The following is a 25884-nucleotide window of genomic DNA, read 5'->3' as shown; positions in this document are numbered from 1 at the left end:
GTTAAAAGCGCAAATATTCCGCCATAACAATCAGTTTATTTGATCATTTGCGTGAGACAACTTTCTGTCCCCGGGGCTCCAACGACTCTCGCTCCCGGTCGAACGCCAAATAGTATTTGTTCACGCTATTAACATAGCTGACGGCGCCCATTCCCACCTGCTCCATGGCGATGCGCTCGACCTGGAAAAACCATTGATTAGGGTTCAGCCCACGCCTGCGGGCTTCGGCGCGCATGCCCTGGACCCGCTCCGGCCCGATGTTGTACGCGGCCAGTGTGAAGGCCATGCGCTCGCGTTCATTGAGTTTGGGGCTGTTGAAGAACTTGCGCCGGATCATCGCCAGGTATTTGGCCCCGGCCTGCACATTCGCATCGAGATTCTGGATATTGTTGACGCCGACCCGCTGCGCCGCAGACGGAGTGATCTGCATCAGCCCGGTCGGGCCACTGCCGCTGCGCGCATTGGGTTGCAGCGCCGACTCCTTGAACGCCAGCGCCGCCAGGTTGAGCCAGTCCATGTTCTGTGCATCGGCATGTTTTTGCAGGGTCGGGCGCAGTTTTTCCAGACGCTGGCGGTCAGCCTTGGCCAAGGGATAGTGCACCTGATAGAGACGCCGATAGATGCGCAAAAACGCCGCATCTTCGTTGGAAGGCTTTTTGTAGCCGGTCAGGAAGCGGTCGATGCTTGCCCGCAGCATCGACGCATCGCGGCGCACAAACCAGTACTCCTCGCCCGGCTCGCTGATCATCACTTGTCGGTCAAAGCGCAATTTCGGCAGGATCTTGCCCCAACGCTCGGCAATCGGTTGCTCGACGATGGTCAGGTGGAAAATACCGCCCTGCACCATCTCCAGGACATCCTCGACCGCCAGCGTCGGGTCGACCCATTCGATCTTGATCGGCGCCAGCTTGTGCAGCGCCAGCTTCTGGTTGATCTGACTGACCGCCTCCCCCGCCGCGCTGCCCGTTGGCAACGCAAGAGTCTTGCCGGCCAATTGTTCGACCTTGGTGTAACGGCGCTCGCCTTTGATGCCCACCAGTACCAACGGCACGTTACTGGCAATCGGCTCACTGCTGGCCACGGCGAAACCCGCTTGCAGGTCGAGCAATTCACCCGGCGCAACCAGGTCGCCCTCGCCGCGTTGCAGCGCACCGAGCAGTTGATCCTTGGCTTTGGGAATGATCTTGAGGGTGATTTCCTGGCCATCGCGGGCGTGGCCATTGAGGTATTGCTCGAAGGCGCGCAGGCGATGGTATTCAACACCGATGGCCTGGCCTTGGACTTCGCCGGAGCTGTTGCGGCTCTGGTTGACCAGCACGCGCAGGACGCGGCTGCTGCGAATCTCCGAAAGATCACGGACCTTGGTGGCCGGTACTGCCTGCAGCGGCCCGGGCAGGCGCGCAACCGCCGTCATCGGCAGCAGCAACGATCCACACAACAGCAACAAAACCGAGGGACGAATCATCCACTCTCCGGAAAGAATACGGGGTGAGCCCACCGCTGAACGGCGTCAATCACCGACGAAAACAGAGCGCCTGAGCGCTGGCAAAGTGCGAGAGACTGGCACAGTGATGGCATCTTTGCCAAACCGGGCTGCGTCGCGGCATCAAAAGACAGCTATAACTCGTTGTAGTTCTTGGCTTTTCTTATGGATCTACAGCTCTGGTATGCTTTCCGGCCTTCGGCCCGAGGTAGCAACCATGCAACTCATCGATATCGGCGTCAACCTGACCAACCCAAGTTTCGCCGACAAACACCAGGCCGTGCTTGATCGCGCCTATGCCGCCGGGGTCTGCCAACTGGTGTTGACCGGCACCAGCGTCGAGGGCAGCGAACAGGCGCTGGAGCTGTGTCAACAGCTGGATGACTCTGCGCAGCGACTGTTCGCCACCGCCGGTATTCATCCGCATTCGGCCAGTGACTGGAGCGCGGACAGTGCCCGGCGTCTGCGCAGTTTGCTGAAGGAGACCAACGTGGTCGCGGTGGGCGAATGCGGGCTGGATTTCAACCGCGATTTCTCGCCGCGCGCGCAGCAGGAAAAGGTTCTTGAAGAACACCTGGCCATGGCCGTCGAACTGCAAATGCCGGTGTTCCTGCACGAGCGCGACGCCAGCCAGCGTCTGCTGGAGATACTCAAAGACTTCCGCGATCAATTGCCGGCCGCTGTGGTGCATTGCTTTACCGGCGAGCAAAAGGCGTTGTTCAGCTACCTCGATCTGGATCTGCACATCGGCATCACCGGCTGGATCTGCGATGAGCGCCGAGGCACGCATTTGCACCCGCTGGTCAAAGAGATCAAGCGTGGGCGATTGATGCTGGAAAGCGATGCGCCGTATTTGCTGCCGCGCACGTTGCGGCCGAAGCCGAAAAACGGTCGCAATGAGCCGGCGTATTTGACTGAAGTGCTGCGTGAGGTGGCCTTGCATCGGGGTGAATCCGAAGCCGATCTGGCGGCGCACACCACTGCTTGCGCTCGCGCGTTTTACAACCTCCCCGTACTCCCCTGACACACCAGAAACTGAATGTCGGAGTGAGCCTGCTCGCGATGGCGGCAGCTCATTCAACGTCGCAGTGACTGATCCATCGCCATCGCGAGCAGGCTCACTCCTACAGTGGCAGGATGGGGGTCTTTTGATGTGCATCAAGTTCTTCATATTTGGATAGCGGCACAATGCTGGCACCTTGCCAATGCTGTTTCCGCTATCAGAGAAGACCTCCATGGGTGCCTGGCTTAGCAATATCTCGCTGAAATACAAATTCTGGGCGGTCAACGCGGTCGCCTTTGTCACGACTCTGCTGCTGGTGCTGTACGCCGTGCAGCTCGAGCAGCAGGCGCGCAGTCACGCCTCCAAAGCCTCGGCTCAAGCCCAGGCGCAAATACTCATGGCCTGGCCAGCCGGGCAAGCGTTGCCCAAGGCCGATCACGTGCTGACGTTCAAGCACGGTGAAGCGCCGCGCCTCAACGATCAGCCGCTGCTGGAGATCACCGACAGCCATGGCTGGAACGACATCAACCCAATGCCAGTGTTGGGCGAAAATCCGCTGATGGGCGCTGAAGTGTTCAGCCGCGCCGACGGCCAGCAAGTCGCGGTGATCGCCTATGGCCCAAGCCTGACGCAGGTCTTCGGCGAGCGATTTGCCAACTACGCGGTGGCGGTGTTCATTCTGATGCTGGCGATGCTCGGCGCTTCGCAGTTGCTGATCCGTTTTCTGCTCAGCCAGCTCAACACCTTGAAAGACGTGATGCTGCACGTTGAAAAGAGCGGCGACCTCTCCGCCCGCGTCCCCTTGGTCGGCAAAGATGAGGTCGGGCAGATGGCCAATGCGTTCAACGCGATGCAGGCCGGTTATCAACGCGTGGTCAGCACCGTCGCCAACACGGCGCGGCAACTGGATGTCGGCGCTGCGCGGCTGGCGTCGAGCATGAACGAGGTGCGCCACGGCATGCTCGGCCAGCAAAGTGAAACCGATCAGGCCGCCACCGCAATCAACGAAATGACCGCCACGGTTTACCACATCGCCCAACACGCGGGCGCCACTCGGGATTTGTCGCAGACCGCCGATGGCCTCGCCGGCAGCGGCCAGCAAGTGGTGGCGCGGGTGCAGCATTCGATTGCCGGGCTCTCCAGCGGCGTGCAGCAGACCGCCGAAATGATCCAGCGCCTTGCCGAAGACAGTCAGAAGATCAACGGTGTGGTCGGCGTGATTCACAGCATCGCCGAGCAGACCAACCTTCTGGCCCTCAACGCCGCCATCGAAGCCGCCCGCGCGGGTGAAATGGGCCGTGGTTTTGCCGTGGTCGCCGATGAAGTGCGCAACCTGGCGAAACGCGTGCAGGCCTCGACCGATGAAATCACCACCATGGTGTCGGCGTTGCAGGCCGGTACGCGTGATGCGGTGGATTTCATGCAGGAGAGTTCGTACAAGGCCGACGACTGCGTGCAGCAAGCGCAGGAGGCTGGCGCAGCACTGGCGGAAATCACCGGGGCAGTGGCGCAGATGCGCGAAAGCAACACGCAGATTGCCGTCGCGGCAGAGCAGCAGAGCCAAGTCGCCGAGGAAATGAATCGGGCGGTGGTGAGTATTCGTGATGTGACCGAGAACACCGTGCAGCAGACGGTCGATTCGGCGACCACCAGTAATGAACTGGCGACGTTGGCGGGGGAGTTGAGCAAGGCGATTGGGCAGCTGAAACTTTGACGGCCTCATCGCGGGCAAGCCCGCTCCCACAGGTTTCGTGGGTGTTCACACAATCGGTGTTCACTGGAGATCACTGTGGGAGCTGGCTTGCCAGCGATGGCGGCATTTGAAACGACATCGAATCCTGCGATGACGCCTATCGCTTCAATAGCCAACCTTGATTCGCCGCCCTTCCCGCCCGGGCCTATTCTTCAGCCATGTGTTCAACAAGGATCGAGGAGTAGTCAACATGGGCAAACGTCACCCCAACCTTCCCGCGTGGCAATGGCGCGCGTACCCGGGCAATCATCAGCATCCGACCAACCTGGTGCTGCACCTGATTGCCGTGCCGCTGTTCATCGTGGCGTTTCTGCTGATCGTGTCCGGGGTGTTCAGCCTGAGCCTGGCCAGTGTCGCCATCGGCGTGATCGGTATCGTTGCGGCGCTGGGTCTGCAGCGCCACGGCCACAGCCTGGAGGCGCAAGCCTCCGAGCCGTTCAGTGATCGCAAAGATGCCATATCACGCTTGTTGGTCGAACAGTTTCTGACCTTTCCACGGTTCTTGCTCAGCGGCGGCTGGTGGCGCGCCTGGCGTGAACGTCATCGCCGGCATTGATTCAGGCGAAGATCGTGACAGTCTGGCGGCTCATGGCGATCAACTCGCCTTGCGCACTCCACAGTTTCGCGGCGGCATGTCCGTAGCCGTCAGCGGCGTACTCGGTTTCAACGCGGTACTTGCACCAGTCCAGCGTGTTCAACTCACGTAACGGCTGAACGAATTCGATGGTCCAGGTCAGCGTGCTGCCCATGGCCGGTTTCTTCAGGTGCGGCAGCAACGACGGCGGCCACGCGTCCACCAACGCCAGAATGTGCGACTCGGTGACCGGTTCTTCCTTCACATCCCCACGCAATCGTACCCAACCGCCCATCTCCCGCGACGGATTACCGGTAAACGGCAGACCGCCGATGGTCCAGCGCATGCCCAGGTGACGCATGAATTCCGGCAGCACGCCTTTGATATAGGGCAGTTCCTGACAGTCGTCCCAATGCTTCATCTCAGGGGCCGGCTCTGCGGCAATCGCCACTTCCGAGGGGCGCGAGGCGCCAAAACTGCCTTGTACCAGCGTGACCACCTGGCCGTTCTGCATGGCGCGGCCCAGCACCTGGCTGACCGCTTTGCCTTCGCGCAACACGTCCACTTCAAAACTGACCGGGACTTCGGGCTCGACCGGGCCGACAAAAGTGATCGCCAGCGAACGCACCGGTCGATCCGCCGGCACTCTGGCGCGCATGGCTTCGTATTGCAGCGCGGCGACCAGGCCACCGAAACTGGCACGACCCTGCGCCCATTCGGCGGGAATCGTCACGTGCGGATCACGGCGGACGGCATCGAGCAGATCGCAAAAGCGCATGGCAACCTCAGAAAACGAGAAAGGAATGCAGGGATCTTAACCAGCCCGGCACAGCACCGCAGCGTCTATTCCGGTCAAATGCGCTGACAGATCAGACACCCTCCCTGTAGGAGCTGCCGAAGGCTGCGATCTTTTGATGTTGTCTTTGAAAAACAACATCAAAAGATCGCAGCCTTCGGCAGCTCCTACAGGGGGTGGAGGTTGCTCAGGATTTGAAGCAGGTGCTGATGAGTTTTTCGAGCACGCGGTCGGCTTTGATTTCGGCCTTGATCATGGTTGCCTGCCATGTCGCGACGCAAGGCTCAAGATCCGCTTCGTGTTCGGCTTTCGCCAGCCACTGCCAGCAGTCGTGCCAGTCGCCCAACGCACCTTGCGCGGACTTCAAGCGTGGCAACGCCGCCGCAGGCAGACGATCAAGCTCTGGATAGGCTTCGATGCCGTAGCGCACGCGCTTGATCAACAGGCGCAGACGATGACGGTCGTGGGCGGGATCGTGCAAGGCCGCGTCGAGTTTTTTCCATTGTTTGCCGAGGCGTTTTTCGATGCGTTTATCCAGGCCCTTGAGCAAACCCTGGCGCTGCGAGGCGCGCAGAAAACGTGGAAAGGCGTCGAGAATCATCAACAGCGACGCCACCTCGGCACTCGCCGCCAGCGCCGGGTAGGCCTCAGCCATTTGCGCCATACGCCGTTGCGCGGCTTCGGGCTGAGCGTGCTCGAGCAGGTACGCGGCCAGCACTTCACGATCGCGCCACGGCGTGGTCAATTGACCCACCGCCGACGCCGCGTCCTCCAATTGCTCGACACCCGGCAAACCGCGCAATGGCCGCAACAGACTGCGCAGGCGCCGCACCGTGGTGCGCAGATCGTGCAGCGCCTCAGGATCAGTGCGCGCCGTCAACCGCGCCTGACAAGCCAGCAGTCGCACTTCCAGGCTCAGGACATGAGCCACCAAACGGTCAACCAACGCAGACATCACATGCTCCTGATTCAAATGCCCTGGGGGATGAGTCTGGCGGTTCGACCGCGCAGCATCCTTGCTTCAGGTCAGCAGCTTAGCGTCCGGCGCGGGATTCGCGAATGTAGAAGCGCGCCTTCTCGGCTTTACTGCTGCAACCTTCAAAACCCTCGAATTGCTGCTGGGTCTTGGCCGCCGTCAACAACGACAGCGCCTTGGAATAGCTGACGGTGCCGGCAAAACCCTCAGCCTTGGCCAGGTCCAGTTCATGCCAGGCGGCGTCGAGCTGGCTGCCGCAGCTGTCGCGGTACGCGGTCTTGCCGGCGCAACCGGCCAATGCCAGGGCCATCAACGGCACACAGATCCAGGCTTTCATCACTTACACCTCAACGTTAGGTCAACAGTCGTGCAGGTAAGACGGTCACGCCGGGAAAAAGTGCCTTGCCCGCATGTGAAACTGCGTTGGCGAAAGGATAGCGCTGAAGGGTCACGCCGTTGCGAAAAAACGACGTCACTGGCGCACTGAACGACCTCGGCGATTGAGCCTGCCCGTCGATGGGTGCATTGTGGAACCTTGTCGGGAGGAAGCTGGATGAAAAAGCGTGTCGCACTGGTGCTGGGCTCCGGTGGTGCCCGGGGCTATGCCCATATCGGGGTGATTGAAGAGATTGAAAAACGCGGTTACGACATCGCCTGCATTGCCGGTTGTTCGATGGGCGCAGTGGTCGGCGGAATCTATGCCGCCGGCAAGCTCGACGAATACCGCAACTGGATCGAGAGCCTCGATTACCTCGACGTGCTGCGCCTGGTGGATGTGAGCTTTCGCCTGGGTGCCATTCGTGGCGAAAAGGTCTTCGGGCAGATCCGCAAGATCGTCGGCGAGATCAACATCGAAGACCTGCGCATCCCCTACACCGCCGTCGCCGCCGACCTCACCAATCAGCAGGAAATCTGGTTTCAGGAAGGTTGTCTGCATCAGGCCATGCGCGCCTCGGCGGCAATCCCCAGCCTGTTCACCCCGGTGATGCAAGGCAACCGCATGCTGGTCGATGGCGGCATTCTCAACCCACTGCCGATTGTGCCGGTGGTGTCCAGCCACTGTGACCTGATCATCGCGGTCAACCTCAACTCGACCAACCAGCGCCATTACAAACTGCCGGTGATCCAGCGCCCCGCCGCGTTCCGTTCACGCTTTGACAGCCTGATCAGTTCGCTCGGTTCGAAGATGCCGTTTCGCCGTACACAGGCCGAGCAGTTGCTGAAGCTCGAACAGGAAGCGCTGCGCGCCGAGGCGGCGGACATTAACCCGTGGCTGGAGGGTGTCGAACCGGAAAACCAGCAACCGGCCGCCGCGCCCGAGCGTGAAGGCGCACCAAAATCGGCAACCGGTTCGTTCATTATCGATAACGTCGGACCGGCCTCGTTGCTGGACCTGATCAACCAGAGTTTCGAGGTCATGCAGACATCGCTGGCGCAGTACAAGATCGCCGGTTATCCGCCGGATATCCTGATCAACGTGCCGAAGCGGGTGTGCCGGTTTTTCGAGTTCTACAAGGCGCCGGAGTTGATCGCGTTGGGGCGCGAGATTGCCAGCGATACGCTGGATCGGTATGAAAGTGAGCAGGGTTGATACTGCAACCCTGCGCCAGCGATTGGTGCAGGGCTTTGATGCTTGAATCTTAGCTGCCGGACTTGTAGTAGCTTTGAACCCGCATATTGCCGTCAAACTTCTTCTCAACACCATTCTGCATGTCGATAACCACGTAGCTGGTCCCCGACTCGTGGCCAAGCGCCGGCGATTCATCGGGCACCCTTGAAGCTTTTTCAGTCGTCCAGATGTAACCGCTGGTGACATTCCATTGACCTGCGAATTGCTTCTGCAGTTCGCGCGCGGCGCTCAGGGTGGGCAACCCACCATGGGTTTGCGCCTCGCGGGCGCAGTTGTTGTAGGTATCGGCATCAATCCGCTGGTATCCATCATTGTGCGTAGACATCAGGCTCTCCAGACACTTCGGGGCTAAGTTGAGCTTGAAAACTAACAGTAGCCACTTCGCCGCAGCACCTGACAGAAATGACAGTCCCGACAGACGGCGGCGCCTTGGCGTCGACCTTCACTCACACCTCCAACAACCGATACCCCACTCCCGCCTCGGTCACGATAAACCGTGGCCGCGTCGGATCATCCGCCAGTTTCTGCCGCAAATGCCCCACCACAATCCGCAGGTAATGGCTGTCCTCGGTGTGTGTCGGCCCCCAGATATCCTTGAGCAATTGCTGCTGAGTGATCACCCGTCCCGGATGCCGCGCCAGTTGCGCCAGCACCGCGTATTCCTTGCGGGTCAGCGCCACTTCAACGCCGTCGAGCAACACCCGCCGATAGGCCAGGTCCACAGTCAACGGGCCGAAATTCAACGCTGCCTGTTGCGCCTCGCCAGCAGGTGCCTGACGCAACAACGCGCGGACCCGTGCGAGAAACTCCTGGATGCCGAATGGTTTGGTCACATAGTCGTTGGCGCCGCCATCCAGTGCCTCGACCTTCTGCCCTTCGCTGGCGCGCACTGACAACACCAGTACTGGCGCCGTCGCCCATTCACGAAACTCGCGCAGCACTTGCTGGCCGTCCATGTCCGGCAAGCCAAGGTCGAGGACCAGCAGGTCGGGTTTGTTCAACGCTGCCTGCGCCAGGCCCTCGGCACCGGTGCCGGCCTCCAGCACTTTGTAGCCTTGCGAGGCGAGGCTGATGCGCAGGAATTTACGAATCTGCGGTTCGTCGTCAATGACCAGAATGGTCGCGGTCTGGCTCATGAATTCACATCGATACAAAAGATTGGCGAGAGAGTAGCGCAGTCGGCATCAGGCTTCATTGTCCATCCCCGGTTGCGCCTGCAACGGCAAGTGCAGGGTGATGCAGGTGCCGCGTCCTTCGATGCCGTCAGCGACAGTGATGCGCCCGCCATGCGCGCCGACCATGCCCTGGCAAATCGCCAGGCCCAGGCCCGTGCCCTGGCCGCCACGATCACCGCGCGCGGCGGTGTAGAACATGTCGAAAATATTCGCCCGCTCGTCTTCGGGAATGCCTGGCCCTTCGTCGCTGACCGAGAAGAAAATCTCGCTGTCATCGGCCCCGGCGCGCAACGCCAAACGACCGTGAGGCGGTGAGAAACGTGCAGCGTTTTCCATCACATTGACCAGCGCCTGTTCGATCAGCGCCGCGTGCACAAACAGTAACGGCAACTCGGCCGGCACCTCGGTACTGACCTGCAACGGCGCCAGCACCGCGCGCAGGCGATTGAGCGAACTGCCGACAATGTCGGCCGGCGACACCCAGTCCCGCGCAAGCTTTAAAGCGCCATGTCCGAGGCGGGTCATGTCGAGCAGATTCTGGATATAGCGGTCGAGGCGTTCGGCTTCATCGCGAGTGCCTTCAAGCAGCTCGCGGCGATCTTCCAGCGGGATGGCTTCGCCGAGCGCCAACAGGCTGTCGATACTGCCGCGCATGGCCGTCAACGGCGTGCGCAAATCATGCGAAACCGAGGCCAGCAGCGCACTGCGCAATTGTTCGGTTTCGCCATGCAGGCGCGCCGCCTCCAGATCATCCGCCAGTTGCGCGCGGGCCAGTGCCTGCGCCAGCGGCTGACTGAGCGCAGTCAGCAAACGCCGACGCTGGCCGCTCAAGGTCTGGCCCTCTTTAGCGCAGACACCGAGCAGCGCCAGCGGCCCGTCCTCGACGGAAAGCGGCCACCACCACCAACGCCCGAACGGTAACGTGCCGGTGCCCATACCCGCCGGTTGATCGTGTTGCCAGGCCCAGTCAGCGGCGGCACGCTCAGACTCGGTGAACTGCAGCGGCCCGCCGGTTTCAACCTTCCAGCCGCCCTGTCCGTCACGATTGAGCAGGCACAGTTGCAAATCGCTCCAGCCGTTGAGGTGCTGCGCGGCGGCACTGACCACGGCTTGACGATCGGTCGCGGCGGTAAGTTTGCGCGACAGATCGAGCAGCTCGCTGGTTTCTTCCTGGGTGTCGCGCAACGCCTGCAATTGCCGACGCTGCCGCGCCGCGAGGTTGCCGGTGAGCGCCGCCATCAAGAGGAAAAACAGCAGTGTCAGTACGTCTTCTTCGCGCTGGATGCTGAAGGAAAAATTCGGTGGAATGAACAGAAAATCGTACGTCAGAAACGACAGCGCCGCACACGCCAGGGCCGGGCCCAGACTGCTGCGCACCGCCACCAGCAACACCGCGGCGAGGAACACCAGCGAGATGTTCGGCAGCGGCAACACACTCGACACCGCCCACGCCAAGGCACTGGCCAGCAGCGTGGCGACCAGCGCCAGCGCATAGTCGAACCACACCAGTGTCAGCGGGTTTCGCGGACGCGATTGCGGGTGTTCATGATCGTTGTCGAGGACGTTGATTTCCAGGCCATGGGCCTGACGCAACAGACGCGCGGCCAAGCCACCGCCGAACAGTCGACGGCGCAAACTTGGCCGCGACTGGCCGACCAGCACCAGACTCGCACGGCGTTCAGTCGCGTGCTGAATCAGGGTTTTCGCCACTTCACCGGCGCGCAATAACACCACTTCACCGCCGAGGCGTTCGGCCAACTGTTGCGCGCTTTGCAGGCGCAGGCGTGATTGCTCGTCGCGCACGCTGCCGTTGTCGACGTGCACCAGGCTCCACGGCAGATGCCGACGCTGGGCAACGCGACTGGCGTGACGCACCAGACGTTCGGCCTGCGCATCGCCATCGACGCCGACCAACAATCGACCGCGCACCGCCGGCGCTGCCTGACCAAGCTGGCGATAGCCTTGAGCGAGATCGTTATCGACTTGCGCAGCGGCGGTTTGCATCGCCAGTTCGCGCAATGCCGTGAGGTTGGTCTGGGTAAAAAATGCGTCGATGGCCGCGCGTGCCTGCTCCGGGACGTAGACCTTGCCTTCACGCAAACGCTCGAGCAATTCGCGCGGCGGCAGGTCGATCAGCAGCAGTTCGTAGGCTTCTTGCAACACCCAGTCCGGCAGGGTTTCGCGCACTTGCACACCGGTGATGCCGCGCACCTGGTCGTTGAGACTTTCGAGGTGCTGGACGTTGACCGTGGTGAACACATCGATGCCGGCGGCGAGCAGTTCCTGAATGTCTTGCCAGCGCTTGGCGTGACGACTGCCGGGGGCGTTGCTGTGGGCCAGTTCATCGACAAGTACAAGCTTCGGTCGGGCCACAAGGATGCCGTCGAGGTCCATTTCTTCGAGCATCACGCCACGGTATTCCGAGCGCACCAGCGGTTGCTGCGGCAAGCCGCCGAGCAGCGCTTCGGTTTCAGCGCGGCCGTGGGTTTCGACGACCCCGGCGAGGACTTTCACGCCCTGGCGCAGTTGCGTGTGGGCGGCCTGGAGCATGGCGTAGGTTTTACCGACACCGGGGGCGGCGCCGAGGAACACCTTGAGGCGGCCACGGCCGTCGCGGGGCAGGTCTGCTAACAGTGCGTCGGCGCGGCCGGAGTCGCTCATCTGGGGTTGCCTTGTTCAGTTTGTCATTGGGGTGAAGCGTTAAAAGATCGCAGCCTGCGGCAGCTCCTACAGGGGCATGTCAAGCCAGCGGGACATGATCGCCGTGCGTGCGCCGGTCCGGTGCCACTTGATCGGCGGATGTACGCCGATCCAGTGTAGGAGCTGCCGCAGGCTGCGATCTTTTGATCTACAGCTGTTCCAGGGCCATGTTCAGCTCAAGCACATTGACCACTGGCGGCCCCACCAGCGGCTGTTCAATGTGTTTATCAAGCAACTGCTGCAAGGTCGAGACCGGCAGATTACGCGCCGCCGCGACACGCGCCAGTTGATAGGCAATTGCCGCCGGTGGCAAGTGTGGATCGAGGCCGCTGCCCGAAGTCGTCAGCAGCGCCAGCGGCACCGGACCTTGCCCCGGAACCTGCAATTTATTGGCATCGTCGATCACCCGCGTGGCGAGTGCCGGATTGCTCGGCGCGAGGTTGCTCGCGCTGCTGGAAACAGTGGCAAACGCACCGGCGGAGGGACGCGGATGGAACCACGCATCGCCGACAAAATCCTGGGCGATCAGCGATGAGCCACGCACCTTGCCATCGGCATCGTGAACCAGACTGCCGTTGGCTTGCGCGGGGAACGCGACTTGCGCGACACCGGTCACCACCAGTGGATAGCCAACGCCGGTGACCAGGGTCATCAGCACCAGCAGGCTGAGGGCGGGACGTATCATTGTGGACATTTCAAAATCCTCGAATTCGTTGGGCAAAATTTTGTGGGGTGTCAGGGGCATCGTTTCCCCCTCACCTCAGCCCTCTCCCCAAGGGGGCGAGGGGGAAAGGGAGCCGATCTTCGTGCTCTTGGAGACCTGAGTTCGACTCGATAGCTCAGGTCGGTGCAGCTCTCACAAACCCCTCGGTCAGTCCCTCTCCCTCCGGGAGAGGGTTAGGGTGAGGGGCTCTTCAAGAATCAAACCAAATGCAACGCCGTGAGCAACATGTCGATCGCCTTGATCCCCACAAACGGCACCAGAATCCCGCCCACCCCGTAGATCAACAGATTGCGTCGCAACAACGCCGCCGCACTCGCCGCCTGCACGCGTACACCGCGCAAGGCCAGCGGAATCAGCACAACAATGATCAACGCGTTAAAGACGATGGCCGAGAGAATCGCGCTCTGCGGACTGCTCAGGTGCATGATGTTCAGCACCCCGAGTTGCGGGTAGATCGAGGCAAACAGCGCCGGCAGGATCGCGAAGTATTTGGCCACGTCATTGGCGATCGAAAACGTCGTCAAGGCACCGCGCGTCACCAGCAGTTCCTTGCCGATCTGCACCACGTCCAACAGCTTGGTCGGGTCGCTGTCGAGATCGACCATGTTCGCTGCTTCGCGCGCCGCTTGTGTACCGTCGTTCATCGCCATACCGACGTCAGCCTGGGCCAGTGCCGGAGCATCGTTGGCGCCATCGCCGCACATGGCGACCAGACGCCCGTCGTTTTGCTCATGACGAATGCGCGCGATTTTTTTCTCTGGAGTCGCCTCAGCGAGAACGTCATCAACGCCTGCTTCGGCAGCAATTGCGGCAGCCGTCAGCGGGTTGTCGCCGGTGACCATCACGGTACGAATCCCCAGTTTTCGCAGTTCGGCAAAACGTTCGCGGATACCCGGTTTGACCACGTCCTTGAGGTGGATCGCGCCGAGCAGTTTGCCGTCAGCACAGACCAGCAACGGCGTGCCGCCGCTCTGGGCGATTTTGTCGATTTCCCGCGACAGCGCCGGAGCCAGATCCGAGCGTTTCTGGCCAAGGAAACTCAGCAGCGAATCCACCGCGCCTTTGCGATACACACGACCTTGATAGTCGACGCCGGACAAGCGGGTTTCAGCGCTGAACGGCACGGCAGTCAGGGTTTCCAGCGCCGGCTCAGCCTGTGGATGCAGACCGCGCAGGTACTCGACAATGGATTTGCCTTCCGCCGTGTCATCCGCCAGCGAGGCGAACAGCGCGCCTTCAGCCAAATCGCGACCGTTCACACCGGGCGCGGCATACACCGCGCTGCACCGACGGTTGCCGAAAGTGATGGTGCCGGTCTTGTCGAGCAGCAGCACATGCACGTCGCCCGCCGCTTCCACGGCGCGGCCGGATTTGGCGATCACGTTGAGGCGCACCAGACGGTCCATCCCGGCGATACCGATGGCCGACAGCAGACCGCCGATGGTGGTCGGAATCAGCGTGACCAGCAGCGCCACCAGGAACACCAGCGGCAAACTGCCGTTGGCAAAATGGGCGAACGGTTGCAGGGTCACGACCACCAACAGGAAGATCAGAGTCAGGCCGATCAGCAGAATATCCAGCGCCACTTCGTTCGGGGTTTTCTGGCGTTTGGCGCCTTCGACCAGGGCGATCATGCGATCCAGAGTCGACTCGCCCGGGTTGACGGTGATCTTCACCAGCAACCAGTCGGACACCAGTCGGGTGTTACCGGTGACGGCCGAACGGTCGCCGCCAGACTCACGAATCACCGGCGCCGATTCACCGGTGATCGCCGCTTCGTTCACTGCGGCGATGCCTTCGATGACTTCGCCGTCACCGGGGATCATTTCCCCCGCTTCGACGCGCACCACATCGCCCTTGCGCAGACTTGCCGCAGGCACGACTTGAAAGCTGCCATTGGCCTGTTTGCGCCGCGCACTGAGGCCTTCGCTGCCGGCCTTGAGACTGTCGGCGCGGGCCTTGCCGCGACCTTCGGCCAAGGCTTCGGCGAAGTTGGCGAACAGCACGGTGAACCACAGCCACAGAGCGATTTGTGCGGCGACAAAGGTCGGCACATCGGCGTCGGGAATGAAGCACAGCACAGTGGTGAAAATCGCGGTCAGTTCGACCACCAGCATCACCGGCGAACGCTTCAATTGCCGCGGATCGAGCTTGACGAAAGCTTGCACCAGCGCCGGCCGCCACAGGGCCGAGATCGCGGTTTTCGCCTGTTCCGGCGCCTTGACGGCAGCGGGTTTGATTGCGGGCATATTCATCATTCAGCTCCTAAAAAAGAGAGGCTTAGAAGCCCATGCTCAAGTGCTCGGCAATCGGGCCGAGCGCCAGGGTTGGCAGGAAGGTCAGGCCGCCCACCAGCAAAATGGTCACGGTCAACAGGGTCACGAACAGCGGGCCATGGGTCGGGAAGCTGTTCTGGCCGATCGGTGCGGTTTTCTTCATCGCCAGACTGCCGGCCAAGGCCAGAACCGGGAGGATGTAACCGAAGCGACCGATCAACATGCCCAGCCCCAACATCAAGTTGTGAAATGGCGTATTCGCGCTCAGACCACCGAACGCCGAGCCGTTGTTGGCACTTGCCGAGGTGTAGGCGTAAAGCAACTGGCTGAAGCCGTGCGGGCCGGGGTTGCTGATGGTCGCCGCCGCACTGGGAACCGTGGCAGCAATCGCACCGAGCACCAGCACGCCGACCGGCATCACCAGCAACGTCACCACCAGCAGTTGCACTTCACGGGCCTGGAGTTTCTTGCCGAGGTATTCCGGCGTACGTCCGATCATCAAACCGGCGAGGAACACCGCGATCAGCACGTTGAGCAACATGCCGTAAAGCCCGGCACCGACGCCGCCGAAGATCACCTCGCCAACCATCATGTTGACCAGCGCGACCATGCCGCTGAGCGGGTTGAGGCTGTCGTGCATGCCGTTGACCGAACCGTTCGACGCCGCTGTGGTGGTCACCGACCAAAGCACGGTGGCGGTGGTGCCGAAACGTGCTTCCTTGCCTTCCAGCGGAGCGGTCTGCTCAACAGCAGCATTGTTCAGGGTTGGATTCGGTTGGTATTCAGCCCACAGCGAGGTCGCGCCGCCGATCAGGAACAGCGCCAGCATGCAGGCGATGATCGCGCGGCTCTGACGCAGGTCTTTGACGTAATGGCCGAAGGTGAACACCAGCGCCACCGGGATCAGAATGATCGAGGTGACTTCGAACAGGTTGCTCCACGCGGTCGGGTTCTCGAATGGATGCGCTGAATTGACGCCGAAGAAGCCGCCACCGTTAGTGCCCAGTTGCTTGATCGCAATCTGACTCGCGGCCGGGCCCAGGGGAATGACTTGATCAACGCCCTGCATCGTCACGGCATTCACGTACTGCGCGAAGGTTTGCGGCACGCCCTGCCAGACCAGATACAGCGCCAGCAGCAGGCACAGCGGCAACAGGCCATAAAGTGTGGCGCGGGTCATGTCGACCCAGAAGTTGCCGAGGGTTTTCGTCGATTTGCGGCCGATGCCACGGCACAGCGCAACCAGTACGGCGAGGCCGGTGGCGGCGCTGACAAAGTTCTGCACGGTGAGGCCGACCATCTGGCTCAGGTAGCTGAGGGTTGCTTCACCGCTGTAGGACTGCCAGTTGGTGTTGGTCATGAAACTGATCGCGGTGTTGAACGCCTGCGTCCACTCCTGGCCCGGCAGGTTCTGCGGATTGAGCGGCAAGTGATCCTGGAACAACAGAATCGCGAACAGCAGCAGGAAACCGGCAAGGTTGAACGCCAGCAGCGCCAGCGTGTACTTCTGCCAGCTCTGCTCAACCTCGGGATCGACCCCGGCGATACGATAGCAACCGCGCTCGACCGGACCGAGAATCGGCGTCAGCCAGGTGCGCTGACCTTCCATCACTTTGTAGTAGAAGCGCCCGAGCAGCGGCGCTGGCAGCAAGACCACCGCGAAAAACGCGAGGATCAGCCAATAGTCATAACTGTGCATAGCCGCTCCTAGTTCCGATCCGCGCGCAACAGCGCAACCAACAGATAAATGAACAGCCCCACTGCCAGCAGCAGTGACACCCCGTCCAGAACGCTCATGGAAGATCTCCGTGTTACGGCGTATTGCCGCGTGTGGGGTGATTGTCGGAAAGGAGGCTGTAAAGGAACGAGACCGAGGGGGTTGGCTGGGCATAAAGAAAGCGTAAAGAGTGGGTTTATGCGGGCTTTACGGCGGTGTTTGCACCTGCCTCATCGCTGGCAAGCCAGCTCCCACAGGTTTCTGGGGTGTACGCAATATTTGTGAACGACCGAGATCACTGTGGGAGCGGGCTTGCCCGCGATGACGGCGGCCCTATCGGCATCGCACCTAGATGGCGCACAGATTCGTTGGCGCTGCGACTTGAGCATCCCCGATACGACAGCTTTCAACTCATTACGACTTGTTTCAGCACAATGGCACGCCCACTGCACACGCTCTCCCCCGAGCTTTCCAAACCGTTCAGGGAGCAAGCGCATGAACACACAACTCAAACCCACGCTGGGCACGTTGCACCTGTGGGGCATTGCCGTTGGGCTGGTGATTTCCGGGGAGTATTTCGGCTGGAGTTACGGCTGGGGCGTCGCCGGCACACTGGGCTTTCTGGTGACCTCATTCATGGTCGCGACCATGTACACCTGCTTCATTTTCAGTTTTACCGAGCTGACCACTGCAATTCCCCACGCCGGCGGGCCGTTTGCCTACAGCCGCCGTGCCTTCGGTGAGAAAGGTGGTTTGATTGCCGGGCTGGCGACGCTGATCGAGTTCGTCTTTGCGCCCCCGGCCATTGCGCTGGCCATCGGCGCGTACCTGAATGTGCAATTTCCGGCACTCGATCCGAAACACGCAGCAGTCGGCGCCTACATTGTGTTCATGGGGTTGAACATCCTTGGGGTGAAACTGGCAGCCACCTTCGAATTGATCGTCTGCGTACTGGCCGTCGCCGAATTGCTGGTGTTTATGGGCGTGGTGGCTCCGGCTTTCAGCTTCAGCAACTTTGCCCTCAATGGCTGGGCCGGTTCCGATGTGTTCGGTGCTCCGGCAATTGCCGGGATGTTCGCAGCGATCCCGTTCGCGATCTGGTTCTTCCTGGCCATCGAAGGTGCAGCGATGGCTGCCGAAGAAGCCAAGGACCCGAAACGCACGATCCCCAAGGCCTACATCAGCGGCATTCTGACTTTGGTTTTACTGGCGATGGGTGTGATGTTCTTCGCCGGCGGCGTCGGTGACTGGCGCACCTTGGCCAACATCAACGATCCACTGCCGCAAGCGATGAAAACCGTGGTCGGCGACAACTCCGGCTGGCTGCACATGCTGGTGTGGATCGGCCTGTTCGGCCTGGTGGCGAGTTTCCACGGGATCATTCTCGGTTACTCGCGCCAGTTCTTCGCTCTCGCCCGCGCGGGTTACCTGCCGGCTTCACTGGCGAAACTCTCGCGCTTCCAGACGCCACACCGCGCCATCATTGCCGGCGGCTTCATTGGCATCGCCGCGATCTACAGCGACGGCCTGATCAACCTCGGCGGCATGACCCTCACCGCCGCGATGATCACCATGGCGGTGTTCGGCGCGATCGTGATGTACATCATGAGCATGCTCAGCCTGTTTAAACTGCGCAAATCCGAGCCGAACCTGGAGCGCACCTTTCGCGCGCCGTGCTATCCGTTGATCCCGTTGATCGCGCTGGTGCTGGCGGTGGTGTGCCTGATCGCCATGGCGTGGTTCAACGCCCTGATCGGGCTGATTTTCCTCGGCTTCATGGCCGTGGGATTCGCCTACTTCCTGCTCACCGGCCAGTTACGCGCCAACGCACCCGCCGACGCCATGCTCACGGGCCAGTAACCCCTCATGTAGGAGCTGCCGAAGGCTGCGATCTGTTGACTTTGTTTTTTTAGAAACAAGATCAAAAGATCGCAGCCTGCGGCAGCTCCTACAGGGAATTAGGGTGCAGCAGGGATATCGGGCCTAGAATGGAACCACTGCGAAGTCGCTTCGCTCAAAAGTGGTAAGCAGCATCGCACGACGAAATCCTCGTCGGTCGATCTGCCATTAAGGAGAGCCGTTATGCCCTGGTATGCCTGGTTGATTCTGGTCGTTGCAATCGGCTCGATCGTTGGCGGTCTGATGATGTTGCGAGACACTGCCAACAAGGTCGAACTGACCGATGAAGAACGCAAACGCATCGCTGAGCGCAATGCTGAAGCGGATGCCAAAGAAGCGCAAGACCGCTGAAACGAACCCCGCCCAATCGGCGGGGTTTGTGTTTTTTCGACGCTTTGGACTTATCTGCATGCTTTTTAGAAGTAGAAGTACAGTCACCATTTAATTTTCCGTGGTTAAGATGGTGGCCTTGTTGCAGAGAGAGTTTCAGATGCGTTACTCGCAGGACCATAAAGCCCAGACTCATCAGCGCATCATCAAGGAGGCTTCGGCACGATTTCGCAAGGACGGAATTGGCGCCACTGGCCTGCAACCCTTGATGAAAGCGCTAGGTCTGACCCATGGCGGCTTCTATTCGCACTTCAAGTCCAAGGACGAGTTGGTGGAGAAGGCCCTGCAAGAGGCCGGCGCCCAACTGGATGCGCACTGCGCCATGCTGTTTTCCGAAGAACACCCACTGGAAGCCTTCATCGACAGTTACCTGTCCGAATGGCACTACACCTCGCCTCATGAAGGCTGTCCGCTGCCCACCATGTCTTCCGAGCTCGGCTTGCGCGGTCAGCCAAGCCCGACCACCGACGGCGTGCTCAACGCCCGCCTGGAACAAGTGCAAAACACTCTGGGTGGTGAGAGCGCCGCCGATCGCAGCATCGTCATCATGGCCACCCTGGTCGGCGCGCTGGTGCTCGCGCGCAGTGTCGAGAACCCGCAATTGGCCCAGCGGATTCTCGACGTCACACGCGCTCATCTGAAACAGGATCAGGACTGATCCGGCCAGCGCTTGAACAGTACGCTGGCGTTCACACCGCCGAAACCGAAGCCGTTGGACAGCGCGTATTCAATCGGCATCGGCCTTGCCTGACCATGGACAATGTCCACGCCCTCGGTAGCCGGATCCGGGTTGTCGAAGTTGAGCGTCGGCGGCACCACCTGGTCGCGAATCGCCAACAACGTGAAGATCGCCTCCAGCCCGCCGGCAGCACCGAGCAAATGCCCGGTGGCTGACTTGGTCGAAGTAACGGCGATCTTGTTGTCCTGACCAAACACACTCTTGATCGCCGCCAACTCACCCAGATCACCCACTGGCGTGGAAGTGGCGTGAGCGTTGAGGTGTTGCACCTGATCCGGGTTTACTCCGGCTTGAGTCAATGCCAACGCCATCGCCCGGCGCGCACCGCTGCCATCTTCCGGCCCGGCGGTCAGATGATAGGCGTCAGCGCTGGTGCCATACCCGACGAGTTCAGCCAGAGGCCGAGCGCCCCGGGCCAAGGCATGTTCCAGTGATTCGATGACCAACAGGCCGGCGCCCTCGCCCATGACAAAACCGTCGCGCCCGCTATCAAAGGGGCGTGAAGCACGTTCGGGGGTGTCGTTGTAGCCGCTGGACAGCGCCCGAGCGGCAGCGAACCCGGCGAGGCTGACCCGATCAATCGCCGCTTCTGCACCGCCGCACACAGCAATATCCGCTTCGCCGGCGCGAATCAGCCGTGCCGCATCGCCAATCGCCTGAACCCCGGCGGCACATGCCGTCACGGGTGCGCCCAAGGGACCTTTCAAACCGTGCTGGATCGACACATGCCCGGCCGCCAGATTGACCAGAAACGACGGAATCGTGAACGGTGACAGACGTCGTGGACCGCGACTGTCGGTGGTGCGCACGGCGTCGGCAATCGCGCCGAAGCCGCCGACACCGGAGCCGATAATCGTTGCAGTGCGTTCCTGCTCACCGGCTTGCGAGGGATGCCAGCCTGCCTGCTCCAGCGCCTGCCGTGCCGCCTCCATAGCGAACAGAATGAAACGATCCATCTTTTTCTGTTCTTTGGGTGGCGTGGCGCGATCCGGATCGAAACCCGCCTCGGCATCCTCTTCCAGGCTCAGCACCCTGCCCCCAATCCGCGTCGGCAGATCAGCGACCACTGCCTGCGGCAAATGACGCAAACCTGAGTTCCCCGCCAACAAGCGTTGCCAGACCACTTCGACATCACTGCCCAAGGGGGAAACCAGGCCCATTCCCGTGACGACTACTCGACGCTGATCCATACCGTGGTGTCCTCTGATCAATGGATTGGCCTTACTTGTAACGTTGGGCTGCGGAACTGTGCGAAAGGTTCGGGGCCAAGACATGGCGCGCAGCGACGAATGCTTGCCAATCAGCGGCATCGGGCAGTGACGGAATGGTGATCAACTCTCCCTGATCCAGGCCGGTCAGCGCTGCATCAACCATCTCACCGGCTTCCATGACCATTTCCGCCGGAATACCACTGGCGTCGATTCCGGAGCGTTCCCAGATTTCAGTGCGGGTAACCCCCGGCAATACGGCCTGGACCTGAACCCCGGTGCCCTCAAGCTCGGCGTTCAGCGATTGGGTGAGGCTCAGCACGTAGGCTTTGCTGGCACTGTAAGTGGCGTTAAAGCGTTCCGGAAACAGCGCCACCACCGAGGCAATGTTAATGATTGTACCCCGCCCGGCCTTGGCGAAAGCGGCTGCAGCGGCAGAAGCCAGACGGGTGACTGCGGTGATATTCAACTGGATCAAGCGCTCCAGTTGATCCAGATCGGCGTTGGCCAACAGACCGTCGGCGGCAACACCGGCGTTGTTCAGCAACAGGCTGATACTCGAATCACTACGCAGACGCTGTTCGACCTTGAGCACATCGTCCTTTTGCGTCAGATCCGCTTTGAGCACCTCGACCTGCACACCATGGGCTTCGCGCAATTGGCTTGCAGCCTTATCCAGACGCTCCTGATCACGCGCCACCAACAGCAGATCAAAACCACGTGCGGCCAGTCGCTCGGCATAAATCGCACCGATACCGGACGATGCGCCGGTCACCACAGCCGTGCCTTGGGATTTTGCGGAATTCATGCCATTACTCCTGAAAATGCTCGAAATGAGAAAGCCGCACCGGACATGACAATCCGTGCCGACAATTTATTATAGGCATAATCTAAAGCCGATATGATAGTCGTAATTTTTTATCGTCCGACGAACGTCTTCACGCCCATAACGACTTGCATCAAACAGCTGCAACAAAAAAGGCCGGTCAATGACCGGCCTCATGGCGTGGAAAAATCAGCTTAGTTCACTTCCAGCTTTTCACGATTGCGATCAAGGATCGCCTTGCCAATCCCCTTCACTTCCAGCAATTCATCCACGGATGCGAACGGCCCGTTTGTTTCTCGATATGCAACAATCGCTTTCGCCTTGGCTTCACCGACCCCGGACAGCTCTTTCTGCAACATTGCCGCATCGGCGTCGTTGAGATCGATTTTTGCGACTTGGGAAGTGGCGGCCAAGTCAGTCACGAGAGGCGCCTTCGGCAACTCCGGCGTCGCAACTGGCGCTGCAATCGCCGTTATCGAGGCGCTGGTGAGCAAGGCAAAAATCAACGAGTAAAAATAACCGGTACGCATAAGTGACGCTCCATCATCATTTGAGAAAGCAGCTTTTCCGAAGCTGCTCTCCAAACGTAGGTCATGAGGGGCGAATGTCAAAAATGCGAGCGTTACAGGATGTGAAATAATCAGGGCTCGAGACGGCGTTGCTGGTAGATCCAGTCAACGATCTCACCGTCGGGGGTGTAGCCGCTGACGGTTTCACGCAGGAGTTGGCGGACGCGGGAGTAGTCGTCCTGCTCGACGGCAATTAGCAAATCTGCCAAGCGCGCTTTTAGAACGTCCCAAGGGAGGTGATCTTCGTTGGCGCTCATGATCATCGGGTGCTGAGTGGCCGAAACGTTATCGCCGATCAGTAACTCTTCATAAAGCTTCTCACCTGGGCGCAGGCCGGTAAATTCGATGGATATATCACCGTGCATATTCTTCTCAGAACGAATACTCAAACCCGACAAGTGAATCATTTTCTCAGCCAGTTCGACGATTTTAACCGGCTCGCCCATATCAAGTACAAACACGTCACCGCCCTGCCCCATGGAACCGGCCTGTATCACCAGTTGCGCGGCTTCCGGGATCGTCATGAAGTAGCGGGTGATTTTGGGGTGAGTGACCGTCAGAGGGCCACCGGATTTGATCTGGCTGTGGAATAGTGGAATTACGGAGCCCGATGAGCCTAATACATTGCCGAAACGAACCATAGTGAAACGGGTTTTGTTTACCCGTGAAACATTTGCTTTGTCGCCGAACAAAACCGGAGCAATCTCTCGGCTGAGTGCCTGAAGCGTTAATTCAGCGAGTCGCTTGGTGCTGCCCATGACATTGGTCGGTCTAACCGCCTTGTCGGTCGAGATCAAGACGAAATTGGCAACACCTGACTGAAGCGCGGCCTGAGCGGTATTCAGTGTACCAATGACGTTATTGAGCACGCCTTCGGCGATGTTGTGCTCGACTATTGGCACGTGCTTGTAAGCAGCAGCGTGATAGACGGTGTCCACACGCCAAGTTTTCATGACGTCAAGAAGTTTGCCCTGATGGCGGACCGAGCCGAGGATCGGAAGCAGTTTGACCGAAACCGATTCCCGAACACCACGTTGCTCCAACTCCGAAAGGATGCTGTAAAGGTTGAACTCGCTATGTTCAAACAAAAGGAGCGCGGTGGGTCTCAGTAAAAAAATCTGGCGGCAAAGCTCTGATCCAATCGACCCGCCTGCCCCCGTCACCAAAACCGTCTTGCCTTTGATGCAGTGCTCAAGCAAGTCATGTTGCGGGGGCACAGCATCGCGCCCCAGCAAGTCAGCGATGTCAACCTCTTGAATATCTTCAACTTTTACACGGCCGCTGGCCAAGTCGGTGAAATTGGGCACGCTACGCACATGCAGCGGAAAGCCTTCAAGGAAATTAAGAATCTCCCTACGTCTGGCTCGTGTCGAAGATGGGAGCGCCAACAAGACTTCCTGCGCACCAGTCACATCGATCATTTGCTGGATATGTTTTGGCTTATAGACCTGTAGGCCCGAAATTGATCGATCTGCAATACTTGAATCATCATCAATAAATGCTACCGGACGCATCACTCGCCCCATGCGCAACGCAGCGACCAACTGATTACCCGCCACTCCCGCACCATAAATCGCTACTTTAGTCAGACCATCTTCGCGATTGGTGAACGGGACATGTTGGGCAGCCGTGAACCAGTCGCCCATGAAATATTGGCGCATGCATAGGCGCAAGCCACCGATGATGACGAGACTGAGCCACCAATAGTTGAAAATGATCGAACGGGGGACAACAGCTTCATGGTTGCTGTACCAATAAACCACGAGCGCGAGGATCAACGACGAGAGACTGACGGCCTTGATAATAGCGACCAACGCGTCGTTGCCAAAATATCGCATGACAGCCCGGTACATGCCGAATCGAATAAAGAGAGGAATAGCGATAAGAGGCGCGCAGATGAACAACCACAGATGGACTTTTATGGGATTAACCATCTCGTCGACGCCCAGACGCACGATAAACGCCATCCATAGCGCTGCCCAGACAAGGACAATATCTGTCAGCACCTGAATCATTCGCTTTTGTCTGCGCGGCAGCGCCAACAAAAATCCGCGTAGCTTTCCCATATCCCCTCGCCCCAATCTGACCTACTCCGTTGGTTGAACCGGCTGACGCATTGTACGGAGTAAAAGACCTGCATCACAGAACAAACGCTAGTAAAACCTTACCAACAAATCGACTCAAGCTCCTGCCAAGTGAACATGCGGCAGAATTCTTGAGTTCTCGAGATGCGAACAAATCGTCGCAAAAGGGCTGAAGTGCCGGTTGAGCAAAGCCCCAGCAGGCGTAGCGTACGCATTAGGCGCCGCATCCGGCTCTGTTGTAAGCGCAATAAATCCCACCCATTTCAAAGTGGGTGGAGCTCTGGGCCAGGTGATTTAGATGAACAGTTCCACGGCAGCAAGGCTATATAAGCCACAACCGAAGCCGCCGTGGGCAGGCGTTCAAATGCGCGTTGCAGCCATACACAGGGTTCTTGGCCGTCAGCTTTGGCTTTCTCGATCGGGCTCTAAAGTTGAGAACCGGCCATCGCGCCTTTGGTTGTATCGCTGAATAACCAGTTCTTTCTACCGATCAGGAAGGGCGAATCGCGCGCCTAGTCAAACTCGACAAGAGCAGCAAGTCTATCGATAGCCTTTCGGAAGTCGACGGGCTTGGGTCAGATAGACTTTTCGACTTTGGCATCGGGTCGCATCATCGCGGACTGGCTCCCGAGAGAATCGGGATCATCTAAGCGCTTTGAATGTGGGGTTGGTGGAGCGGTTACGGCTATACGTGCACACCGGCGTGTCATCGCGCGTGAACGAAAGCATAAGTACGGAGAAAGTATCGAGGACGATGAATCGTTTTGATCTGCACCATTAGGTCCCCACCGCATGCCCGCATACGGTGGAGCCAGATGCGTTTTCAACCAGGACACCGCTGCTAAGCTTATCCACAGCTGCTGCGAAAAAAACAGCGATCCTCCCTGAGCAATTTTCAATCGGAAGGATGTGTCAGTTTCAATCAGCACTAGCATTCTGCAAAAACTGTTCTTTGAGAATGATGCCTCTGGGCGCCGCGCCAGGACTCTGAAAGGCGCCCCTCCCGCCTATTCCTCTTTAGAACCGGTAACAGGCCCTTCCGAGTTTTCGCCCCGAACCGCGCGGTCAATCGCAATAAAACGCGAAAGACTTGTTATATTTTCATTTAGAGATTTAATTTGAACAGTAAGGAAAAATATAAACAAAGAGCCAATGGCAAACCACAAGTAAAGAAGTAAGTCAGCTCCACGACCAACCCCAAAAAATTCAGCTACCACCGTTGAATGTTCAGGAAGCAATACAAAATATATTGAGCAGCAAGAAAAGAACACTACTACCCAAGGGATAAAGCGCACACGCTGCCGCTGAATAATTGCACACACTATTAAAAAAACAAAAAACAACACAAGGATAATTTTCATA

23 protein-coding genes and 1 pseudogene are annotated in these 25884 nt (G+C 59.5%); 7 read left to right on the top strand and 17 right to left on the bottom strand.

Translation table 11 applies throughout. From position 1 onward, the window contains the following. Positions 1 to 43: 43 nt before the first annotated feature. Positions 44 to 1465: an MltF family protein gene (locus tag ACZZ0B_RS05560; RefSeq protein ID WP_008079892.1), complete on the bottom strand. Its 1422-nt coding sequence runs from the start codon at positions 1463 to 1465 to the stop codon at positions 44 to 46. Between the two features lie 235 nt (positions 1466 to 1700). Between ACZZ0B_RS05560 and ACZZ0B_RS05555 the strand changes: the two genes are divergently transcribed. From ACZZ0B_RS05555 to ACZZ0B_RS05545, 3 genes are all read left to right on the top strand, one after another. Further along, positions 1701 to 2507, top strand: coding sequence for a TatD family hydrolase (locus ACZZ0B_RS05555; protein ID WP_463544559.1), 807 nt, complete (start codon positions 1701 to 1703; stop codon positions 2505 to 2507). Positions 2508 to 2718: 211 nt separating this feature from the next. After that, positions 2719 to 4200: a methyl-accepting chemotaxis protein gene (locus ACZZ0B_RS05550; RefSeq protein WP_008079890.1), complete on the top strand. Its 1482-nt coding sequence runs from the start codon at positions 2719 to 2721 to the stop codon at positions 4198 to 4200. Positions 4201 to 4429: 229 nt separating this feature from the next. Further along, positions 4430 to 4795 (top strand): DUF962 domain-containing protein, encoded by a 366-nt coding sequence (locus ACZZ0B_RS05545; protein ID WP_440096444.1) that lies wholly within the window; start codon positions 4430 to 4432, stop codon positions 4793 to 4795. A gap of 1 nt (position 4796) precedes the next feature. On the opposite strand, the gene ACZZ0B_RS05540 is transcribed toward ACZZ0B_RS05545, so the two are convergent. The 3 genes from ACZZ0B_RS05540 to ACZZ0B_RS05530 all read right to left on the bottom strand — a co-directional run bounded on the left by ACZZ0B_RS05540 (position 4797) and on the right by ACZZ0B_RS05530 (position 6922). After that, positions 4797 to 5591, bottom strand: a complete 795-nt coding sequence (locus ACZZ0B_RS05540) for an acyl-CoA thioesterase (protein ID WP_440096445.1) — start codon at positions 5589 to 5591, stop codon at positions 4797 to 4799. A 205-nt stretch (positions 5592 to 5796) separates the two neighbouring features. Next, positions 5797 to 6564 (bottom strand): CHAD domain-containing protein, encoded by a 768-nt coding sequence (locus tag ACZZ0B_RS05535; RefSeq protein ID WP_463544558.1) that lies wholly within the window; start codon positions 6562 to 6564, stop codon positions 5797 to 5799. 79 nt (positions 6565 to 6643) lie between these two features. After that, positions 6644 to 6922, bottom strand: a complete 279-nt coding sequence (locus tag ACZZ0B_RS05530) for a hypothetical protein (RefSeq protein ID WP_008079886.1) — start codon at positions 6920 to 6922, stop codon at positions 6644 to 6646. Positions 6923 to 7138: 216 nt separating this feature from the next. On the opposite strand from ACZZ0B_RS05530, the gene ACZZ0B_RS05525 reads away from it, so the two are divergent. Then, positions 7139 to 8176 (top strand): patatin-like phospholipase family protein, encoded by a 1038-nt coding sequence (locus ACZZ0B_RS05525; protein ID WP_008079885.1) that lies wholly within the window; start codon positions 7139 to 7141, stop codon positions 8174 to 8176. A gap of 49 nt (positions 8177 to 8225) precedes the next feature. Here the strand turns inward: ACZZ0B_RS05525 and ACZZ0B_RS05520 are convergent, their stop codons facing one another. From ACZZ0B_RS05520 to kdpF, 7 genes are all read right to left on the bottom strand, one after another. Then, entirely contained in the window at positions 8226 to 8540 is a 315-nt protein-coding gene (locus ACZZ0B_RS05520; RefSeq protein WP_008079884.1) for a hypothetical protein, read from the bottom strand. A gap of 121 nt (positions 8541 to 8661) precedes the next feature. Continuing rightward, positions 8662 to 9351, bottom strand: a complete 690-nt coding sequence (locus ACZZ0B_RS05515; RefSeq protein WP_008079883.1) for a response regulator — start codon at positions 9349 to 9351, stop codon at positions 8662 to 8664. 48 nt (positions 9352 to 9399) lie between these two features. Then, a complete protein-coding gene (locus ACZZ0B_RS05510) occupies positions 9400 to 12051 on the bottom strand; it encodes a DUF4118 domain-containing protein (RefSeq protein ID WP_463544557.1) in 2652 nt (883 codons plus the stop codon). 187 nt (positions 12052 to 12238) lie between these two features. After that, positions 12239 to 12784: a potassium-transporting ATPase subunit KdpC gene (kdpC, locus tag ACZZ0B_RS05505; RefSeq protein WP_463544556.1), complete on the bottom strand. Its 546-nt coding sequence runs from the start codon at positions 12782 to 12784 to the stop codon at positions 12239 to 12241. 227 nt (positions 12785 to 13011) lie between these two features. Further along, the gene (gene kdpB / locus ACZZ0B_RS05500; protein WP_463544555.1) at positions 13012 to 15069 is read right to left on the bottom strand and encodes a potassium-transporting ATPase subunit KdpB; all 2058 of its coding nucleotides are present in this window, start codon (positions 15067 to 15069) and stop codon (positions 13012 to 13014) included. A gap of 25 nt (positions 15070 to 15094) precedes the next feature. Beyond that, positions 15095 to 16789: a potassium-transporting ATPase subunit KdpA gene (gene kdpA, locus ACZZ0B_RS05495; protein WP_463544554.1), complete on the bottom strand. Its 1695-nt coding sequence runs from the start codon at positions 16787 to 16789 to the stop codon at positions 15095 to 15097. 8 nt (positions 16790 to 16797) lie between these two features. Further along, the gene (kdpF, locus tag ACZZ0B_RS05490; RefSeq protein ID WP_007899818.1) at positions 16798 to 16887 is read right to left on the bottom strand and encodes a K(+)-transporting ATPase subunit F; all 90 of its coding nucleotides are present in this window, start codon (positions 16885 to 16887) and stop codon (positions 16798 to 16800) included. A 415-nt stretch (positions 16888 to 17302) separates the two neighbouring features. On the opposite strand from kdpF, the gene eat reads away from it, so the two are divergent. The 3 genes from eat to ACZZ0B_RS05475 all read left to right on the top strand — a co-directional run bounded on the left by eat (position 17303) and on the right by ACZZ0B_RS05475 (position 19754). Continuing rightward, positions 17303 to 18667: an ethanolamine permease gene (gene eat, locus ACZZ0B_RS05485; protein WP_463544553.1), complete on the top strand. Its 1365-nt coding sequence runs from the start codon at positions 17303 to 17305 to the stop codon at positions 18665 to 18667. Between the two features lie 222 nt (positions 18668 to 18889). Then, positions 18890 to 19057 carry a DUF2897 family protein gene (locus tag ACZZ0B_RS05480; protein ID WP_008079868.1) on the top strand — a complete coding sequence of 56 codons (168 nt, stop codon included), beginning with the start codon at positions 18890 to 18892 and terminating at the stop codon, positions 19055 to 19057. Between the two features lie 139 nt (positions 19058 to 19196). Continuing rightward, entirely contained in the window at positions 19197 to 19754 is a 558-nt protein-coding gene (locus ACZZ0B_RS05475; RefSeq protein ID WP_463544552.1) for a TetR/AcrR family transcriptional regulator, read from the top strand. On the opposite strand, the gene fabF is transcribed toward ACZZ0B_RS05475, so the two are convergent. The 6 genes and pseudogenes from fabF to ACZZ0B_RS05445 form a co-directional block, all read right to left on the bottom strand. After that, positions 19745 to 21025, bottom strand: coding sequence for a beta-ketoacyl-ACP synthase II (gene fabF, locus ACZZ0B_RS05470; RefSeq protein ID WP_463544551.1), 1281 nt, complete (start codon positions 21023 to 21025; stop codon positions 19745 to 19747). The genes ACZZ0B_RS05475 and fabF overlap by 10 nt on opposite strands. A gap of 31 nt (positions 21026 to 21056) precedes the next feature. After that, on the bottom strand, positions 21057 to 21851 hold the full coding sequence (locus ACZZ0B_RS05465; RefSeq protein WP_463544550.1) for an SDR family NAD(P)-dependent oxidoreductase: 795 nt from the start codon (positions 21849 to 21851) through the stop codon (positions 21057 to 21059). A 212-nt stretch (positions 21852 to 22063) separates the two neighbouring features. Further along, entirely contained in the window at positions 22064 to 22399 is a 336-nt protein-coding gene (locus tag ACZZ0B_RS05460) for a ComEA family DNA-binding protein (RefSeq protein WP_463544549.1), read from the bottom strand. A gap of 110 nt (positions 22400 to 22509) precedes the next feature. Continuing rightward, complete coding sequence (locus ACZZ0B_RS05455; protein ID WP_463544548.1) at positions 22510 to 24504, bottom strand: polysaccharide biosynthesis protein; 1995 nt, start codon at positions 24502 to 24504, stop codon at positions 22510 to 22512. A 281-nt stretch (positions 24505 to 24785) separates the two neighbouring features. Beyond that, positions 24786 to 25022, bottom strand: a pseudogene (locus ACZZ0B_RS05450) (transposase domain-containing protein); the annotation flags it as partial. 507 nt (positions 25023 to 25529) lie between these two features. Next, on the bottom strand, positions 25530 to 25883 hold the full coding sequence (locus tag ACZZ0B_RS05445; protein WP_463544547.1) for a DUF2304 family protein: 354 nt from the start codon (positions 25881 to 25883) through the stop codon (positions 25530 to 25532). Position 25884: the final 1 nt, after the last annotated feature.

The organism is Pseudomonas sp. AC247, assembly GCF_979258015.1.
Note: the sequence above shows the minus strand (reverse complement) of the source record. Positions and strands in the feature narration are given on the sequence as shown.

Coding starts and splice junctions, on each gene's coding strand:
- ACZZ0B_RS05560 (WP_008079892.1), bottom strand. CDS start 1,465: ATGATTCGTCCCTCGGTTTTGTTGCTGTTGTGTGGATCGTTGCTGCTG.
- ACZZ0B_RS05555 (WP_463544559.1), top strand. CDS start 1,701: ATGCAACTCATCGATATCGGCGTCAACCTGACCAACCCAAGTTTCGCC.
- ACZZ0B_RS05550 (WP_008079890.1), top strand. CDS start 2,719: ATGGGTGCCTGGCTTAGCAATATCTCGCTGAAATACAAATTCTGGGCG.
- ACZZ0B_RS05545 (WP_440096444.1), top strand. CDS start 4,430: ATGGGCAAACGTCACCCCAACCTTCCCGCGTGGCAATGGCGCGCGTAC.
- ACZZ0B_RS05540 (WP_440096445.1), bottom strand. CDS start 5,591: ATGCGCTTTTGCGATCTGCTCGATGCCGTCCGCCGTGATCCGCACGTG.
- ACZZ0B_RS05535 (WP_463544558.1), bottom strand. CDS start 6,564: ATGTCTGCGTTGGTTGACCGTTTGGTGGCTCATGTCCTGAGCCTGGAA.
- ACZZ0B_RS05530 (WP_008079886.1), bottom strand. CDS start 6,922: ATGAAAGCCTGGATCTGTGTGCCGTTGATGGCCCTGGCATTGGCCGGT.
- ACZZ0B_RS05525 (WP_008079885.1), top strand. CDS start 7,139: ATGAAAAAGCGTGTCGCACTGGTGCTGGGCTCCGGTGGTGCCCGGGGC.
- ACZZ0B_RS05520 (WP_008079884.1), bottom strand. CDS start 8,540: ATGTCTACGCACAATGATGGATACCAGCGGATTGATGCCGATACCTAC.
- ACZZ0B_RS05515 (WP_008079883.1), bottom strand. CDS start 9,351: ATGAGCCAGACCGCGACCATTCTGGTCATTGACGACGAACCGCAGATT.
- ACZZ0B_RS05510 (WP_463544557.1), bottom strand. CDS start 12,051: ATGAGCGACTCCGGCCGCGCCGACGCACTGTTAGCAGACCTGCCCCGC.
- kdpC (WP_463544556.1), bottom strand. CDS start 12,784: ATGTCCACAATGATACGTCCCGCCCTCAGCCTGCTGGTGCTGATGACC.
- kdpB (WP_463544555.1), bottom strand. CDS start 15,069: ATGAATATGCCCGCAATCAAACCCGCTGCCGTCAAGGCGCCGGAACAG.
- kdpA (WP_463544554.1), bottom strand. CDS start 16,789: ATGCACAGTTATGACTATTGGCTGATCCTCGCGTTTTTCGCGGTGGTC.
- kdpF (WP_007899818.1), bottom strand. CDS start 16,887: ATGAGCGTTCTGGACGGGGTGTCACTGCTGCTGGCAGTGGGGCTGTTC.
- eat (WP_463544553.1), top strand. CDS start 17,303: ATGAACACACAACTCAAACCCACGCTGGGCACGTTGCACCTGTGGGGC.
- ACZZ0B_RS05480 (WP_008079868.1), top strand. CDS start 18,890: ATGCCCTGGTATGCCTGGTTGATTCTGGTCGTTGCAATCGGCTCGATC.
- ACZZ0B_RS05475 (WP_463544552.1), top strand. CDS start 19,197: ATGCGTTACTCGCAGGACCATAAAGCCCAGACTCATCAGCGCATCATC.
- fabF (WP_463544551.1), bottom strand. CDS start 21,025: ATGGATCAGCGTCGAGTAGTCGTCACGGGAATGGGCCTGGTTTCCCCC.
- ACZZ0B_RS05465 (WP_463544550.1), bottom strand. CDS start 21,851: ATGAATTCCGCAAAATCCCAAGGCACGGCTGTGGTGACCGGCGCATCG.
- ACZZ0B_RS05460 (WP_463544549.1), bottom strand. CDS start 22,399: ATGCGTACCGGTTATTTTTACTCGTTGATTTTTGCCTTGCTCACCAGC.
- ACZZ0B_RS05455 (WP_463544548.1), bottom strand. CDS start 24,504: ATGGGAAAGCTACGCGGATTTTTGTTGGCGCTGCCGCGCAGACAAAAG.
- ACZZ0B_RS05445 (WP_463544547.1), bottom strand. CDS start 25,883: ATGAAAATTATCCTTGTGTTGTTTTTTGTTTTTTTAATAGTGTGTGCA.